Source organism: Roseateles sp. FW305-36, from assembly GCF_058787015.1.
Genome location: NZ_JBYSZK010000012.1, coordinates 83,029 through 100,336, shown reverse-complemented (window position 1 = coordinate 100,336; position 17,308 = coordinate 83,029). Strand labels below are relative to the sequence as shown.

At 68.7% G+C, this 17,308-nt stretch carries 12 protein-coding genes; 8 read left to right on the top strand and 4 right to left on the bottom strand.

What is annotated here, in order from left to right; all coding sequences use genetic code 11:
• Position 1: 1 nt before the first annotated feature.
• Genes AC3WOE_RS21105 through AC3WOE_RS21090 form a run of 4 tightly spaced genes read right to left on the bottom strand, consistent with a single transcriptional unit; the run spans position 2 to position 5,064 of the window.
• Complete coding sequence (locus AC3WOE_RS21105) at positions 2 to 964, bottom strand: SMP-30/gluconolactonase/LRE family protein (RefSeq protein WP_492693244.1); 963 nt, start codon at positions 962 to 964, stop codon at positions 2 to 4.
• On the bottom strand, positions 961 to 1,791 hold the full coding sequence (locus tag AC3WOE_RS21100; RefSeq protein ID WP_492693242.1) for an NAD-dependent epimerase/dehydratase family protein: 831 nt from the start codon (positions 1,789 to 1,791) through the stop codon (positions 961 to 963). Before AC3WOE_RS21100 ends, AC3WOE_RS21105 begins: the two co-directional genes overlap by 4 nt.
• 28 nt (positions 1,792 to 1,819) lie before the next feature.
• A complete protein-coding gene (locus AC3WOE_RS21095) occupies positions 1,820 to 2,899 on the bottom strand; it encodes a LacI family DNA-binding transcriptional regulator (RefSeq protein ID WP_492693240.1) in 1,080 nt (359 codons plus the stop codon).
• Between the two features lie 47 nt (positions 2,900 to 2,946).
• The gene (locus tag AC3WOE_RS21090; RefSeq protein ID WP_492693238.1) at positions 2,947 to 5,064 is read right to left on the bottom strand and encodes an alpha-glucuronidase family glycosyl hydrolase; all 2,118 of its coding nucleotides are present in this window, start codon (positions 5,062 to 5,064) and stop codon (positions 2,947 to 2,949) included.
• 237 nt (positions 5,065 to 5,301) lie between these two features.
• On the opposite strand from AC3WOE_RS21090, the gene AC3WOE_RS21085 reads away from it, so the two are divergent.
• The 8 genes from AC3WOE_RS21085 to tkt all read left to right on the top strand — a co-directional run bounded on the left by AC3WOE_RS21085 (position 5,302) and on the right by tkt (position 17,254).
• Complete coding sequence (locus AC3WOE_RS21085; RefSeq protein ID WP_492693385.1) at positions 5,302 to 6,825, top strand: MFS transporter; 1,524 nt, start codon at positions 5,302 to 5,304, stop codon at positions 6,823 to 6,825.
• Entirely contained in the window at positions 6,816 to 8,015 is a 1,200-nt protein-coding gene (locus AC3WOE_RS21080) for an ROK family transcriptional regulator (protein ID WP_492693236.1), read from the top strand. Before AC3WOE_RS21085 ends, AC3WOE_RS21080 begins: the two co-directional genes overlap by 10 nt.
• An 18-nt stretch (positions 8,016 to 8,033) precedes the next feature.
• Positions 8,034 to 9,668 carry a glycoside hydrolase family 43 protein gene (locus AC3WOE_RS21075; protein ID WP_492693235.1) on the top strand — a complete coding sequence of 545 codons (1,635 nt, stop codon included), beginning with the start codon at positions 8,034 to 8,036 and terminating at the stop codon, positions 9,666 to 9,668.
• Positions 9,669 to 9,703: 35 nt separating this feature from the next.
• The gene (locus tag AC3WOE_RS21070) at positions 9,704 to 11,260 is read left to right on the top strand and encodes an MFS transporter (RefSeq protein ID WP_492693233.1); all 1,557 of its coding nucleotides are present in this window, start codon (positions 9,704 to 9,706) and stop codon (positions 11,258 to 11,260) included.
• 46 nt (positions 11,261 to 11,306) lie between these two features.
• Entirely contained in the window at positions 11,307 to 12,623 is a 1,317-nt protein-coding gene (xylA, locus tag AC3WOE_RS21065) for a xylose isomerase (protein ID WP_492693231.1), read from the top strand.
• A gap of 169 nt (positions 12,624 to 12,792) precedes the next feature.
• Complete coding sequence (xylB, locus tag AC3WOE_RS21060) at positions 12,793 to 14,256, top strand: xylulokinase (RefSeq protein ID WP_492693230.1); 1,464 nt, start codon at positions 12,793 to 12,795, stop codon at positions 14,254 to 14,256.
• 59 nt (positions 14,257 to 14,315) lie between these two features.
• On the top strand, positions 14,316 to 15,263 hold the full coding sequence (gene tal, locus AC3WOE_RS21055) for a transaldolase (protein ID WP_492693228.1): 948 nt from the start codon (positions 14,316 to 14,318) through the stop codon (positions 15,261 to 15,263).
• Entirely contained in the window at positions 15,260 to 17,254 is a 1,995-nt protein-coding gene (gene tkt / locus AC3WOE_RS21050) for a transketolase (protein WP_492693226.1), read from the top strand. The genes tal and tkt overlap by 4 nt, the downstream gene beginning before the upstream one ends.
• Positions 17,255 to 17,308 lie beyond the last annotated feature (54 nt).

Sequence of the window (17,308 nt, the reverse complement as noted above, 5' to 3'; positions counted from 1 at the left end):
GCTAGGCCACCGCGCCGCGCGTGTTCACATACAGCGCGTACAGCGAATGCGTGCTCGCCATGAAGAGGCGGTTGCCCTTGGCGCCGCCGAAGCAGAGGTTGGCGCAGCGCTCGGGAAGGTGGATGTGAGCCAGCGGCTTGCCGGTGGCGTCGTAGACCTTCACACCATCGAGCCGGGACGCATCCGCGCCCGCGCTGCCGTCGCTGCCGAAGCCACACCAGAGATTGCCCTGCACGTCGACGGCCATGCCGTCGAAGGCGCCCGGGCCGCCGGCATCGATGAGGAGGCGCTTGTTTCTCAGGCGCGCGCCGTCGACGTCATAGGCCCAGATGCAGCGATGCGGCCTGGCGCGGCTCTCGATGACGTAGAGGACCTTGCCGTCGGGGCTGAAGGCCAGGCCGTTGGGGCCGTTGAGGTCGTCGAGCTGCAGGCCGAGTTCGCCCGTCATTCCGTCGATGCGGTAGACCCCCTGGGCCAGCTCGGGCTCGGCCTTCTCGCCCTCGAAGTCGCTCAGGATGCCGAACAGCGGGTCGCTGAACCACAGGCTGCCGTCCGCGGCGCAGGTGATGTCGTTGGGCGAGTTCAGGCGCTTGCCCTGATAGCGATCGGCCAGCACCGTGATGCGGCCGTCGTATTCGGTGCGGGTGATGCGCCGCGTCAGGTGCTCGCAGCTGACGAGCCGGCCTTGCAGGTCGCGCACATGGCCGTTGGCGTTGTTGCTGGGGTTGCGAAAGTCGCTGACGGCACCCGTCGTCTCGTCCCAGCGCAGGATGCGGTTGCTGGGAATGTCGGAGACCAGCAGATAGCGGCCGTCGCCGAACCACACCGGCCCCTCGGCCCAGGCCAGGCCGGTGGCGAGCTGCTCGACGCCGGCGGCGAACAGGCGCAGCGGCAAAAAGGCTTCGTCCAGCACCTCGATGGCCGGGTCGGGCCGGCGCGCATTCGGCGTGAAGGCGATCTTCATGCTTCGGGATCTTTTTCGAAGGGACCGAGGGTCACGAACTGGCCACCCTGGCAGCGCACTTCAGGTTTGCTCGGGTCGACATGGGGCTGGGCCGCTTCGACCTGGGCGCGCCAGGGCTCGGAGCTGTCCTGGGGCCTGAAGCCAATGTGCTTGGAAGCGCTGTTGTCCCACCACACCGAGCGGTTGTCGCTCATGCCGTAGATGATGCTGTGGCCGACGACGGGCGCGCTCAGCGCAGCGACCAGCAGGCGCTCGAGGTCGTCGAAGCTCAACCAGCTCGACAACATGCGCCGGTCGGTCGGCACCGGCCAGCTCGAGCCGATGCGCACCGACACCGTCTCCAGGCCGTAGCGGTCGAAATAGAACTGGGCCAGGTTTTCGCCGAAGGCCTTGGACAGGCCGTAATAGCTGTCGGGCCGCGGCGCCGCCTGCGGCGTCAGCGTCTCGCCCTGGCTGTAGAAGCCGGTGACGTGGTTGGAGCTGGCGAAGACGATGCGCTTGACGCCACGCTGGCGGGCCGCCTCGTAGACGTTGTAGGCGCCGACGATATTGGCCGGCAGCACGACATCGAAGGGCTTCTCGATGGAGACGCCGCCGAAGTGCAGCACGGCGTCGACGTCCTTCAGCAGGGACTGCATCGCGGCCAGGTCTTCGAGCGGGGCCTGCACCACCTCTTCGCCGTCGCCGGCCGGGTCCAGGGCCGCGAGGTCGGACAGGCGCAGCACGTCGCAGTAGGCCTTCATGCGCGGGCGCAGCACGCGGCCGAGATTGCCGGCGGCGCCGGTCAGCAGCAGGCGCTTGAAGCGGGGGGCGGAAAGTGGCGTCATGCAAAAACGGCCCACGCGGGGCCGGGGGTCATGCTTTGCGCAATGGGGGGCGCAGCCGCGGGGCCGCGTCGGACTGGCGTCGGACCAGTTCGAAATCCTTGAGCTCATGCTCGCAGGGCAGAGGCTCTCCGGTGCGGCGCGCCTTGATGTGGCGCACCAGCAGGTCCACCGCCGCGCCGGCCATCTCCATGATGGGCTGGCGCACGGTGGTGAGTTCGGGCCAGATCGTCGTGGCCAGCGGCGCATCGTCGAACCCGACGACGGTCAGGTCACTGGGCACGTCCAGGCCCATGCGGTGGGCGATGGCGACGGTGGCGGCGGCCATGTCGTCGTTGCTGGCGAAGATGGCCGTCGGCCGCTGCTCCTGCGACAGCAGGAACTCGGCGGCGTCCAGGCCCGAGCGGTAGGTGAACATGCCCTGGGCGACGACCTCTTCCTCGGCGATGTTCAGACCGGCATCGGTCATCGCGGCGTGAAAGCCGGCCAGGCGGCGCGAGCTGCTGCTCTGGTAGGGGTCGCCGATGATGAAGCCCAGGCGGTGGTGGCCGAGGTTGAGCAGATGGCGCGTCATCTCGTAGGCGGCCTGGTAGTCGTCGATGCCGACGGCGCAGACATCGTCGGGCGGCTGGCCGGCGGAGACGACGACCGAGGGCGTGTCGGTCTCGGCGACCAGCTTGAGCAGGGGCTGGGAATCGCAGAAGGGCGGCGGCAGGATGAGGCCATCGATGCCGTTGGCAATCATCTCGGCCACCGGCTTTTCCTCGCCCTCGCGCGCGGCTTCGCAGCGCTGCACGATGAGCTGCACATGGCGCAGGCTGGCCTTGTTCAGCAGGCCGATGAGGAACTCGTTGAGGTAGCCGGCCGTCGGGTCGATGTAAAGCATGCCGATGCGGATAGGCTCCGAACCGGCCAGGTGGCGGGCGGCCTGGTTGGGCACGTAGTTCAGCTCGGCGACGGCGGCCTGCACCTTCTCGCGCGTGCCGGGCCTCACGTTCTGCTCGCCGTTGATGACCCGCGAAACCGTCATCGGCGACACCCCGGCAAGCTGGGCCACGTCGGCGATGGTGGCGACCTTGGTGCTGCGTCCAGCACGTGCGGATGGCTTCAAAGGGTTCCCTCGAATGATGGTGGGGCTGTTTGCGCAATCATATTTCGTCAACCTCCCCGGCCCGGGGCGAAGGGGAAGCGCAAGGCTTTGTACTCCTCCAGCGAGCGCGCCGGGGGCTGAGTGCCTGCCGGCAGTGGCAGGCCCGAGACAGATTGGAAATAGGCCAGGCAAGCGTCACGCCACCAGCGGGCTTCGCTCTGCTGCACGGCGAGATAGGCAGCGACCTCGGCGTGGCGGCGCGCGTCGATGTCGGGCTTCAACGCATCCCATTGCGAGCGCATGGCGACCACGCTGGCAACGCCGCGGTCGTAGTGGGCCACCAGCTCGGCCCACAGCGTGCGACCGGAGGCAGTTCTGTAGTCCCAGGGCAGATGATGAAACCACAGCAGCCAGGCTTCGGGTGTCGTTTCCGGCCGGGCCAGGCGCGCCGCCCACTCGGGCGGGTACTGGGCTATCGCATGGCTGCCGCGCGGGCTGCGGTCGAAGCCGATGCCGTCACGGCCGGCGCGGTGGAAATAGACCGGGTTCCAGTCGGCCCGCTCGAGGTTGTCGACCCAGGGCGCCGGGCCGTGGTGGTGGCCAGTGCCCATCAGATGGTGCAACCCCAGCGGCGTCATGTAGTCGACCACCGCCTCGCGCGAGGCGGTCATCATCGACACGATGCTGTCCACGGCATGCGGCGTGGTCGTGAAGGTCTGCTGCACCCATTCGCGCGCCACGGCGTCTGCGGCCAGGTTCGGGCCCCAGGCCATGCGGCCGAAGGCATACCAGTTGGCTTGGTCGAAATGCGAGCCGCTCCAGTTGCGGTCGCTACCGATATTGGCCACGCCCGCCATCGCCTTGACGAGCTGGGCCACCGTCTTGTCATCGGGCCTGGTGCGCAGCACCTCCTCGAACAGCGGCCCGAGGTAGACGAGATGGGTCGAGAAGCCGAGGTATTCCTTGGTGATCTGCAGCTCCAGCGCCAGCGGCGTCCTGGGCATGGCGCCGAACAGCGGGTGGAAAGGCTCGCGGGGCTGGAAATCGATGGCGCCGTTCTTGACCTGGACGATGACGTTGGGTGCGAACTTGCCGTCCAACGGCTGGAACTCCGCGTAGCCTTGGCTTGCGCGATCGCTGGTGTCAGGCGCGTAGACAAAGGCCCGCCACATCACGAGGCCGCCATGCGGCGACAGCGCCTCGGCCAGCATGTTGGCGCCGTCGGCATGGTTGCGGCCATAGTCCTGCGGGCCTGGCTGGCCTTCGGAATTGGCCTTGACGAGGAAGCCGCCGAAGTCCGGGATGGCCCGGTAGATCTCGTCCGCCTTGGCCTTCCACCAGGCGCGCACGGCCGGATCCAGCGGGTCGGCCGTCTTCAGCCCGCCCAGCTCCACCGGCGACGAGAAGCGCGCCGACAGCCAGACCTTGATGCCATAGGGCCGGAACACCTCGGCCAGCGCCGCGGCCTTGGCGATGAAGGGCGCCGTCAGCGAATCGGCCTTGGCATTGACGTTGTTCAGCACCGTGGCGTTGATGCCCAGCGACGCATTGGCCCGGGCGTAGTCGACGTAGCGGGCGTCGCGGAGGTCGGGCAGCTTCCACCAGTCCCAGATCGACGCGCCGGCATAGCCGCGCTCGACGCTGCGGTCCAGGTTGTCCCAGTGGTTGAGCAGGCGCAGGTCGACCTGGGGTGCCGAGCGCTGGTCGAGCCTGGCGAGGTCGGCGCCGGTCCGGGCCGCGCGCAGCCAGGCAAAGCTGCCGTAGAGCAGGCCGATGTCGGTGTTGGCCGCGATCAGCGTCACGGTACGGCCGCCCAGTTTCGCGCTGCGCAGCGCATAGCCCTCGCGGCCCAGCTCCGTCCAAGGCAGCCCGATACCCGCCGGCGCATGGGCGGGCGTGACCAGCATCAGCGCCCCGTCCACCGGCTTGTCCGACGACGTCGGCTCCCGCCCCGTCAAACCCGCCACGCCGCGCTTGAGTTCGTCCACGGCCGACTGCAGCGTCGGCGACGTCGGTTCCGCGGTGACGATGCTGCGCGCCTGGGTCAGCACCCGCGCCTGAACCGCCGCGGGCAGGTCACGGTAGCGCAGCCACAGGTCGTAGCCGTCCTCCACGGCGCCCCATGCCGGCAGCAATGCCAGCCCCAGCAGCAGCGCCGCCGCCAGGCTCTTGGCCCAAGTCCTCATCCTGTCTCCTGTTGTCGTGCTGGCCAAGACCCCGGAAATGCGGGAATGTTAGAGATTTCTCGCTTGCACAAAGCAAAATGGTAGCGCTACATTTGAGCCCGTAGCAAGTCCGAAAAGAGGCGCCACCGAGCGCCACGCCCCTGGAGACAGCCCGTTGAACCCTGACCTCGCCATCCCGGCTCCCGCGACCTCCGCCCCCGCCACCGCGCCCGGGGCGGCTGCGTTCAAGGCCGCGTGATGGTCGGCTCGGTCGCCAGGTCGCTGGGCCGGCAGCGCTGGGTCATCTGTGCGTTGCTGTTCGTCGCGACCACCATCAACTACGTCGACCGCAATGCGCTGTCGGTGCTGAAGACCAGCCTGCAGCAGCCCCTCGAGGCCGGCGGCCTGGCCCTGACCGATGCCGACTACGGCTGGATCACCTTCGCCTTCACGGCTGCCTATGCCGCCTTCCCACCGCTGATCGGCATAGCCATCGACCGCTTCGGCGTCAAACGCAGCCTGGCAGCCGCCCTGCTGCTGTGGTCGGCGGCCGCTGCCCTGCACGGCGTGGTGGCTTCGGTGATCGGCCTCGTCGTCGTGCGCTTCCTGCTCGGCATGGCCGAGGCGGCCCACTTCCCGGCCGCCATCAAGGCCGTGGCCATGTGGTTCCCACAGCAGGAGCGCGCCCTGGCCACCGGCATCTTCAATTCGGGCACGGCCCTGGGCGTCATCGCCTCGCCCATCACCGTGTGGCTGGCCGTCAGCTTCGGCTGGCAGTTCGCCTTCGTCGCCATCGGCGGCGCGGGCCTGGCCTGGCTGGTGTTCTGGGAACACGGCTTCAACGCGCCGGAGCAGCATCGCGGCGTGTCGGCCCAGGAGCTGGCCCATATCCGCGCCGGCCAGCCGGCGCAGGAGGCCGCCATCAAGCTGCCCTGGACCGCCCTGCTGCGCTTCAAGGCCATCTGGCCCTTTCTGACGGCGAAGCTGCTGACCGATCCGGTCTGGTGGTTCTTCCTGTTCTGGCTGCCGTCCTATCTGGAACGCGAGCGCGGCCAGAACCCGCTGAAGAGTGCCGGTCTCGTCGCGCTGATCTATCTGGGCTCCAGCATCGGCTCCATCGCCGGCGGCTGGCTGTCCAGCACGCTGCTCCAGCGCGGCTGGCCCGTCGGCCGCGCCCGCATGACGGCCATGGGCATCGCCGCGGCCTGCATGCCCGGCGCCATCCTGGCTTACTACAGCGAGAGCTTCGCGCTGTGCGTCGGCCTCATCACGCTGGCAACCGCCTGCCACCAGGCCTGGTCGGCCAATCTGCTGACCTCGGCCACCGACCTCTTCCCGACCCGGGTCTCAGGCGCCGTCATCGGCCTGGGCGCCACGGCCGGCGGCGTCGGCGGCATGTTCATCGCGCTGCTGGCAGCACTCGCCGTGCAGTGGACCGGCACCCAGCAATGGGTCTTCGTCTTCGCCGGCCTGATGCACCTGACCAGCCTCGGGCTGTTCTGGCTGTGGTTCCGCGGCCGCTTCGAGCGCGTGGACATCGCTGCCGGCGTGGACCTGCACGGCGCCCATCGCGGCCTGCTGACGGCGGGCGGCTTGCTGGCGACCCTCGGCGCCCTGCTCGCCTGGCTGATCGCGGCGAACTGGGAAGCCTGCGTCGTCGCCGCCAAGTTCTCCGGCGCCGCCCAGGCCCTGACCGCTGCCATCGGCGTCACCTTGATCGGTGGCGCCCTGTTGCACGCCGGCCGCCCGCGTGCGGCCTCCGAGGTGCTGGCATGCAGCTGACCGCCGACCAGCATCTGCTCAAGGACCTCAACCGCATGGCCATCGTGCGGCAGCTGAGCGCCTGGCCGGGCCAGTCGCGCGCGGCCCTGGCCGAGTCGCTGCAGCTCACCAAGTCCACCGTCAGCGCGCTGGTCAAGGAATTGATTTCCGAGGGCTGGCTGCTGGAGCGCGACGTCGTCGCCACCGGCGAGCTGGGCCGCCGGCCCACGCCGCTCTTCGTCGACCCGGGCCGCCTGGTGCTGCTGGGTGCCGAGGTCGGCGTCGATGGCGTCAGCGTCGTCGCCACCTCGCTGACCGGCGACGTGCTGGCCCGCGCCCGCTCGCCGCTGGACGCCGGCCGCGACGCTCATCTCGCCCTGGTGCGTGCCGCCAAGCTGCTGGCGCAGGTGCATGCGCGACTGGACACGCCGGCCCAGCGCGTCATCGGCATCGGCATCGGCCTGCCCGGTGGTGTGGACGAGCAGCGCGGCCATTTGCACTTCGCCCACAACCTCGGCTGGCGCGACCTGCCGGTGGGCGGCCTGTTGACCGAACATCTGCGCACGACGCCGCTGCAGGGCGTGCCGCTGTTCGTGCAGAACGAGGCCGACGTCGCGGCGCTCGGTGAGCTGGAGTTCGCCACCAACGACAGTCGCCAGGATCCGCTGATCTATCTCAGCCTGGGTGTCGGCGTGGGCGCCGGCGTCGTGGTCGAGGACCGCCTGCTGACGGGCGCTCACGGGCTGGCCGGCGAGGTCGGCCACATGACGCTGGAACTCGACGGGCCTCGCTGCAGCTGCGGCCGCCGGGGTTGCGCCGAGGCGTTGATCGGCTTTCGCTCCATGCTGCCCGAGAGCGGCAGCGTCGGCCTCACCGAAGTCCAGCACCGGCTGCGCGGCAAACAGGCGGAAGGGGTCGAAGCGGTTGCCAGCGCCGGCCGCTATCTGGGCCTGCTGCTGGGCAACCTCTGCGCCGCCTACGACCCGGGCCGCATCGTGCTCGGCGGCCCCGCCGTCGAACTCGGCGCCCCCTTTCTCGAACACGCCTTCCGGACGCTGGAAAGCCAGGCCAGCGCCGCCAATGTGGCGCCACCCCTGGTCACCCTGTCGCGCTTCGGCGCCGATGCCGTGCCGGTCGGCGCCGCCGCCCTGGCCCGCTACCGACTCACCCGCCCCCTGATTGCCGCCAGCCGCCTGGCCGCGGCCGCATGACCTTGTTGTCCTGACCCCATGATCACCAATCCCATCCTGCCGGGCTTCCACGCCGACCCCTCGATCTGCCGCGTCGGCGACGACTACTACATCGCCACCTCCACCTTCGAGTGGTGGCCCGGCGTGCGCATCCACCACTCGCGCGACCTGAAGCACTGGCGCCACCACAGCTACGCCTGCACGCGCAAGAGCCAGCTCGACCTGACCGGCCACCCCGACTCGGCCGGCGTCTGGGCCCCCTGCCTGAGCTACGCGGGCGGCCAGTTCTGGCTGATCTACACCGATGTGCGCTCCACCATCGGCGCCTTCAAGGACACCCACAACTACCTCATCACCGCGCCCAGCATCGACGGCCCCTGGAGCGAACCCATCTACCTGAACAGCTCGGGCTTCGACCCCAGCCTCTTCCACGACGACGATGGCCGCCACTGGCTCGTGAACCAGCAGTGGATCCATCAGCCCGGCAAGCACCACTTCAACGGCATCCTGCTGCAGGAATACGACCATGAGGCCAAGCGCCTCGTCGGCCCGGTGAAGAACATCTACGCCGGCACCGAACTGCAGGTCGTCGAAGGCCCGCACCTGTATCGCCGCAAGGGCTGGTACTACCTGCTGACGGCCGAGGGCGGTACCTTCTACGAGCACGCCGTCACGCTGGCCCGTTCGCGCCACATCGACGGCCCCTACGAGACCCTGCCCGGCAATCCGCTGCTGACGGCCTGGAAGCAGCCCACCGATGGCCTGCAGCGCAGCGGCCACGCCAGCCTCGTGCAGACGCAGAACGGCGACTGGTATATGGCCCATCTCTGCGGCCGGCCGCTGGAATGGAGCGGCCCGAATGCAGACAAGCAGAACGGCGTCTACGAGGGTCTGCACTGCCCGCTGGGCCGCGAGACCGGCATCCAGCGCCTGCACTGGCGCGACGACGACTGGCCCGAGGTCGAAGGCGGCGGCAATGCACCACGCCTGCAGACGGCCGAGCCGGGCCTGCCCGAGCATGTGTTCGCTGCCGAGCCGGCGCGCGACGACTTCGACGGGGTGAACCTCAACCACCACCTGAACTCGCTGCGCGTCCCTTTCGACGAGCGCTGGATCTCGCTGACCGAACGCCCCGGCTTCCTGCGCCTCAAGGGCCGCGAATCGCTGATGAGCCTGTTCGACCAGAGCCTGGTCGCGCGCCGTCAGCAGCACTTCAACTGCCGCGTCGAGACGCGCCTGGAATTCCAGCCCGAGCTGTTCCAGCAGATGGCAGGCCTGGTGGCCTACTACAACACCAGCAACCACGCCTATCTGCACGTCAGCCGCGACGTGGACTCGAACAAGCGCGTGGTGCGCCTGACGCTCAACCGCGATGCGGCGCTGAGCGAGCCGGCCACGGCCGTCGAGCTGAAGGACGGCGCCGTGGACCTGGCCGTCGAGTTCAAGCACGAGCGCTACCAGTTCCAGTTCCGCCAAGGCGATGCCGCCTGGCAGGACATCGGCCCGGCCCTGGACGCCGCCATGCTGAGCGACGAGTTCGCGACCCAGTTCGTCAACGGCTTCGCGCGCAGCTTCGGCTTTACCGGCAACTTCATCGGCATTGCCTGCCAGGATCTGTCGGGCCAGAAGCTTGCCGCTGACTTCGACTATTTCTCTTATGAAGCCAGGCCCTGACGCCTGACTCATCCATAACAAAAGACGAGACAAACATGGCCATCACCCACCATCGCCTCTCCTTCGTGGAGAAGGCCGGTTACAGCTGCGGCGATGCCGCGGCCAATCTGGTCTTCATGTCCATGATCCTGTTCCAGCTGAACTTCTACACGGACGTGTTCGGTCTCAGCGCCAACACGGCCGCGGCCATCCTGCTGTGGCCCAAGCTGTGGGATGCCTTCTTCGACCCCGTCATGGGCGTGCTGGCCGACCGCACCAACACCCGCTGGGGCAAGTTCCGCCCCTGGGTGCTGTGGACGTCTGTGCCCTGGGCCATCGTCATGGTGCTGGCCTACACGGCGCCCGATCCAGCCTGGGGCTGGAGCACCGGCATGGTCATCGCCTATGCCGGCATCACCAACACCCTGCTGATGACGCTGTACAGCATGAACAACATGCCCTACTCGGCCATGAGCGGGGTCATGACGGCGGACCTCAACGAGCGCACCAAGCTCAACTCCTTCCGCTTCGTGTCGGTCAACGTGGCGCAGTTCGCCGTGGGCGGCCTGACGCTGCCGCTGGTGGCCAAGTTCGCACAAGGTCATGACCGCGCGCATGGCTGGCAGATGACGATGACCATCTGGGCCGTCGCCTGCCTGGTGCTCTTCCTCGTCACCTTCTTCACGACGCAGGAACGCATCAAGCCCATCCAGGACACCACGTCCTCGCCCAGGCAGGATTTCGGCGACCTGCTGAAGAACAGCCCCTGGATCACGCTGGTGCTCTACACCCTGTTCCAGTTCGCCATGCTGTCGCTGCGCGGTGGCGCCCACTTCAACTACTACCACCACTACGCCGACAAGGCGGCCATGTTCGACTTCCTGGCCGCGGTGGGCCTGACCACGCCGGATGCGGCCGGCACCGGCAGCCTGGCCGACACCCTGGGCTACATCGTGCACGGCACACGCGACAACCTCGCGCAGTCCAACGCGGCCGATGTGTTCAACAGCATCATCAACATGGCCGGCACGCTGACGACCATCATCTTCATCATGGCGTCGATGGGGCTGTCGGCCCGCTATGGCCGCCGCGCCATCGGCATCGTCTGCTTCGGCCTGTGCACGCTGACGGCCTGTGCCATGTATCTGCTGCCGCCCGAGGCCGTCTGGCTCATGCTGGGCCTGCATGTGCTCTCCGCCGTGTTCTACGCACCGACCGTCGCCGTGATGTGGTCCATGTATGCCGACGCGGCCGACTACTCCGAGTGGCAGACCGGCCGCCGCTTCACCGGCATGGTGTTCGCCACCATCGGCTTCTCGCTGAAGGTCGGCCTGGCCCTGGGCGGCGCCGGCTTCCTGTGGCTGCTGGCCGGCTTCTTCGGCTACGACACCCACCTGCCCACGGCACCCAACGCCGTCGAGGGCTACCGCGTCGCGTCCAGCTTCGTCGTCGGCGGCCTGTTCGCGGCCTGCACGCTGTGCCTGCTCTTCAACAAGCTGAGCAAGCAGACCACGCTGCAGATGTCCGATGAACTCGCCCAGCGCCGCAGCAAGGCCGGCACCCGCCGCGACGACGACAACGGCTCGACGAACGCCGTGCCGGCCACCGCCTGAACCCTTTTCCCATCCACACCCCCGATCCCGCAGTAAGGACCCCGCCATGAGCACCGCCTATTCCGACCTCCCCACCGTCAAGTACGAAGGCCCCTCCTCCACCAACCCGCTGGCCTACCGCTGGTACGACGCCAATCGCGTCGTGCTCGGCAAGACCCTGGCCGAGCACCTGCGTCCGGCCGTCTGCTACTGGCACAACTTCTGCTGGAAGGGCGAGGACGTCTTCGGCTTGGGGCAGACGGTGTTCCAGCGCCCCTGGTTCAACGAGGCCGACCCCGTCAAGGCGGCGTACATGAAGCTGGACGCCGCCTTCGACTTCTTCGGCAAGCTCGGCCTGCCCTACTGGTGCTTCCATGACCGCGACGTGGCTCCCGAAGGCGCCAACCTGGCCGAGTCCAACCGCATCCTCGACGGCCTGCTCGAAGCCGCGGCCAAGAAGATGCAGGACGGCAAGGTGCAGTTGCTGTGGGGCACGGCCAATCTGTTCTCCAACGGTCGCTTCATGAGCGGCGCCGCCACCAACCCCGACCCCGAGGTCTATGCCTACGCCGCCGCGCAAGTGAAGCATGTGCTGGAGTGGACGAATCGCCTGGGCGGCGCCAACTACGTGCTGTGGGGCGGCCGCGAAGGCTACGAGACCCTGCTGAACACCGACCTCAAGCGCGAGCTGGCCCAGTACGGCCGCTTCCTCGCCTCGGTCGTCGAGCACAAGCACAAGATCGGCTTCAAGGGCACCATCCTCATCGAGCCCAAGCCGCAGGAGCCCACCAAGCACCAGTACGACTACGACAGCGCCACGGTCTACGGCTTCCTGAAGACCTATGGCCTGGAGAACGAGGTCAAGGTCAACATCGAGGTCAACCACGCCACCCTGGCCGGCCACAGCTTCGAGCATGAAGTGGCGACCGCCTGCGCCCTGGGCATCTTCGGCTCGCTGGACGCCAACCGCGGCGACGAGCAGCTGGGCTGGGACACCGACCAGTTCCCCAACAACCACGCCGCCCTCGTGCCGGCCATGCTGGAGATGATCCGCCACGGCGGCTACACCACCGGCGGCACCAACTTCGACGCCAAGGTGCGCCGCCAGTCCATCGACCCCATCGACCAGCTCGAGGGCCACATCGGCGGCATGGACACCATGGCCCGCGCCTTCCTCAGCGCGGCCGCGCTGTTCGAAAGCGGCCAGCTGGAGAAGGTTGTGGCCGATCGCTACGCCGGTTGGGAGGGTGATCTGGGCCAGAAGATTCACGGTGGCGCCAGCCTCGACGATCTCGCGGCCGTTGTGCACGCACAAGGCATCTCGCCCACTCCTCGCTCGGGCCGCCAGGAGCGTCTGGAAAACATCGTCAACAACTTCGTCTGATCGGAGCCCGGCACGGTCCAGGAACAAAGCCACAGAGGCACAGAGACACAGAGGCAGCGCGCTGTTGCCTCTGACCTGCCCTCTCTGTGCCTCTGTGTCTCTGTGGCTGTGCTGAAAACCAAAGGCGGCGAACATCCGCCGCCACGAAAAGCCCTCCCGGAGATTTGAGATGTTCCTCGGCATCGACCTCGGCACCTCCGAGCTGAAGCTGCTGCTGCTCGACGAGCAGCACCACATCGTCGCGACCACGGGTGTCGCGCTCACTGTGCAGCGGCCGCAACCGCTGTGGAGCGAGCAGGACCCGGCGGCGTGGTGGGTCGCCCTCGACGAGGGCATGGCCAAGCTGGGCAACAGCCACGCCGCGGCGCTGGCCGGCGTGCGCGGCATCGGGTTGTCGGGGCAGATGCATGGCGCCGTCACGCTGGACGAGGCCGACCGCGTGCTGCGGCCGGCCATCCTGTGGAACGATGGCCGAAGCAGCGCCCAGTGCGCCGAGATGATGGCCGCCTGCCCCGAGCTGCCGGCCATCACCGGCAACCTGGCGATGCCGGGCTTCACCGCCCCGAAGCTGGCGTGGATGCGCCAGCACGAGCCCGAGTTGTTCGCCCGCGTGGCCAAGGTGTTGCTGCCCAAGGACTGGCTGCGCCTGCAGCTCAGTGGCTCCTACGTCAGCGAGATGAGCGACGCCGCCGGCACGCTGTGGCTGGACGTCGCCCGTCGGCGCTGGTCGCCCGAGGCGCTGGCGCTGACCGGGCTGAGCGAAAGCCATATGCCCCGCCTTGTCGAAGGCAGCGAGCCGAGCGCCGGCCTCAAGCATGAGCTGGCCGAGCGCTGGGGCCTGAAGGCCGGCATCCCGATCGCGGGCGGTGGCGGCGACAACGCGGCCAGCGCCGTCGGCATGGGTGTCGTCAAGCCGGGCCAGGGCTTTCTGTCGCTGGGCACCTCGGGCGTCATCTTCCTGTGCAACCCCGCCTTCAGCCCCAACCCGGCTCGGGCCGTGCACGCCTTCTGCCATGCCCTGCCCGACACCTGGCACCAGATGAGCGTCATGCTCAGCGCGGCCAGTGCGCTGCGCTGGGTCACGCAGCTGCTGGGCGAACCGGGCGAGGCCGAGCTGATCGCCAAGGTCGCGCAGCTCACGCCGGCCCAGCGCGAGCGCGCACCCATCTTCCTGCCCTACCTCAGCGGTGAACGCACGCCGCACAACAACGCCAATGCGCAAGGCGTGTTCTTCGGCCTCACGCATGAGCATGACGCCGCGGCCCTGGGTTATGCGGTGCTGGAAGGCGTGGGCTTCGGTCTGCTTGAAGGCTGGCAAGCCCTGCAAGCCGGCGGCGGCACGGCGGAGTCGCTGTGGCTGGTGGGCGGCGGCGCCCGCAGCGAATGGTGGGCCAGGTTGCTCGCCTCGCTGTTGAACGTGCGCCTCGTCAACGGCGTCGGCGCCGAAGCCGGTGGCGCCCTGGGCGCTGCGCGCCTGGCCTGGCTGGCCTGCGGCGGCAACGTCGACGAGGTCTGCCGAACGCCCGAGATCGCCCGCGTTGCCGAACCCGATGCCGCGCTGGCCGCGGAATTGAAGCCGCGCTTCGAGCGCTTCCAAAGGCTCTACGGCGCGCTGCGCGCCGAGTTCGGCTAACCCCTTTCTTCACCCACATGGCCTGTGCTGCCTGACCGCGGCAGGGTCGCGCTTTGCCCATGAACAGCCTTGACCAGCTCCGCCAACACACCACCGTCGTCGCCGACACCGGCGACTTCGACCAGCTCTCGCAGTTCCAGCCGCAGGACGCGACGACCAACCCATCCCTCGTGCTGAAGGCTGTGCAGTCGCCGCGCTACCGGCCACTGCTGGAGCAGGCCGTCGCTGCCCATCCCGGCGCGTCGCCGTCGACCGTGGCCGAGCATCTGCTGGTGGCCTTCGGCATCGAAATCCTCAAGCTCGTGCCCGGCCGCGTGTCGACCGAGATCGACCCGCGCCTCAGCCACGACAGCGCCGCTTCGGTCGCCACGGCCCAGCGCCTCATCGAGCTGTATGCGTCCGCCGGCGTACCGCGAGCCCGCGTCTTGATCAAGCTGGCGTCGACCTGGGAAGGCATCCAGGCGGCACGCCAACTGGAGCAGCAAGGCATCCGCACCAATCTCACGCTGCTGTTCTGTCTCGCTCAGGCCCGGGCCTGCGCGGATGCCGGCGTGCAGCTGATCTCACCCTTTGTCGGCCGCATCTACGACTGGTTCAAGAAGACGGCGGGCAACAGCTGGGACGAGGCGGCACAAGCCGGCCCCAACGACCCCGGCGTGCGCTCGGTCGAGGAGATCTACCGCCACTACAAGCGCCATGGCATCCGCACCGAGGTGATGGCGGCGAGCTTCCGCAACACCGGCCAGATCGTGGCGCTGGCCGGCTGCGACCTGATGACCATCAGCCCGGCCCTGCTGGCCGAGCTGAGTCAGGCGACGACAGCCGTCGAACGCCGCCTCTCGCCCGACGGTCACCTGGACGCCGCGCCCGCGCCGCTGTCCGAAGCCGAGTTCCACGCCGCGCTGGCCGCCGATGCGATGGCCCGCGACAAGCTGGCCGAAGGCATCGCGCAGTTCATTGCTGACACCGAGACCCTCGAACAACTCATTCGCACCACCCAAGCATGAACAGCCCCGACCTCACCCTCGCCGCCAACGCCCTGCGCCTGCTCGCTGTCGACGCCGTGCAGCAGGCCAACTCCGGCCACCCGGGCATGCCCATGGGCATGGCCGACATCGCGGCCGTGCTGTGGGGCCAGTACCTGCGCCACAACCCGGCCGACCCGCAATGGCCCAACCGCGACCGCTTCGTGCTGTCCAACGGCCACGGCTCCATGCTGCTCTATGGCCTGTTGCACCTGAGCGGCTACGACTTGGCCGTGGAAGAGCTGCGCAACTTCCGCCAGCTGCACAGCAAGACGCCCGGCCACCCCGAAGTCGGCCTGACGCCCGGTGTCGAGACGACGACCGGTCCGCTCGGCCAAGGCCTGGCCAATGCCGTCGGCATGGCGCTCGCCGAACAGCTGCTCGCCGCCGAGTTCAACACGCCCGAGCATCAGTTGATCGACCATCGCACCTTCGCCTTCTGTGGCGACGGCTGCCTGATGGAAGGCATCTCCCACGAGGCCTGCTCGCTGGCCGGCACCTGGGGTTTGAACAAGCTGGTCGTCATCTACGACGACAACGGCATCTCCATCGACGGCGATGTGCAGGGCTGGTTCAGCGACGACACGCCGGCCCGCTTCGAGGCCTATGGCTGGCGCGTCATCCGCAACGTGGACGGCCACGACCCTGCCGCCATCGACGCCGCGCTGCGCACGGCCACTGCCTCCACCGACAAGCCGGTGCTGATCTGCGCCCGCACCCAGATCGGCCGCGGCTCGCCCAACAAGGCGGGCGGCCACGATGTGCACGGCGCGCCTCTCGGCGCCGCCGAAGTGCAGGCCGTACGCGAGGCGCTGGCCTGGCCGCACGCCCCCTTCGTCGTGCCCGAGGGCGCCCGCCGCGCGCTCGATGCCCGCGAGCGCGGCGCCGCCGCCCAGCGCGAGTGGGAAGCAGCGCTCGCCCGCCATCCGCGCGCCGCGGAGTTGCGGCGCCGCCTGCGCGGCGAACTGCCGACCGATTTCGACGACCGCGCCGCGGCCCTGCTCGCCGCCGCGGCCCAACGCGGCGAGACCATCGCTTCCCGCAAAGCCTCGCAGAACAGCCTCACGGCGCTGGCCGGCCTGCTGCCCGAACTGCTGGGCGGCTCGGCCGACCTGGCGCCGTCCAACCTGACGCAGTGGAAGGGTTGCCGCCCGGTGACCAAGGCGGCCGGCGGCGGCAACTATCTGCACTACGGCGTGCGCGAGTTCGCCATGGTGGCCATCCAGACCGGCCTCACCCTGCACGGCGGCCTGCGCCCCTTCGCCGGCACCTTCCTGATGTTCTCGGAATACGCCCGCAATGCCATCCGCATGGCGGCGCTGATGCGCATCAACCCGATCTACGTCTTCACCCACGACTCCATCGGGCTGGGCGAGGACGGCCCCACCCACCAGCCCGTGGAGCAGATTGCCACGCTGCGCCTGGTGCCCAATCTCGACGTCTGGCGCCCAGGAGACGCCGTCGAGACCGAAGTCGCCTGGCAGACCGCCGTGCGCCATCTGCACACCCCCACCTGCCTCATCCTGTCGCGCCAGAACCTGGCCCACCAGGCGCGCAATGCCGACACCCTGGCCGCCATCGAGAAGGGCGGCTATGTGCTGGTAAAGGAGGCGGCCGACAAGCCGCTGCAGCTCGTGCTGATCGCCACCGGCTCGGAACTGGCCCTCGCCGTCGAGGCGCAAAAGACGCTGGCGGATCGAGACGTCAACGCCCGTGTCGTCTCCATGCCGTCCTGCTTCACCTTCGAGCAGCAGGACGCCGCCTGGCGCCGCGCCATACTGCCGCCTGCAGTGCCGCGCGTCGCCGTCGAGGCCGGCGTGACGCCCGGCTGGCGGCAATACGTCGGACTGGAAGGTGCCGTCGTCGGCATCGACAGCTTCGGCGAATCCGCACCGGCGGCCGCCCTGGCCCAACACTTCGGCATCACGACCTCAGCCGTCGTCGACGCGGCCCTGGGTTGCCTGCCTTCCTGATCGCCCAGGCGCTGGCATCACATTTGCTAAATCTGGCTATCAAGGCGTTACAGA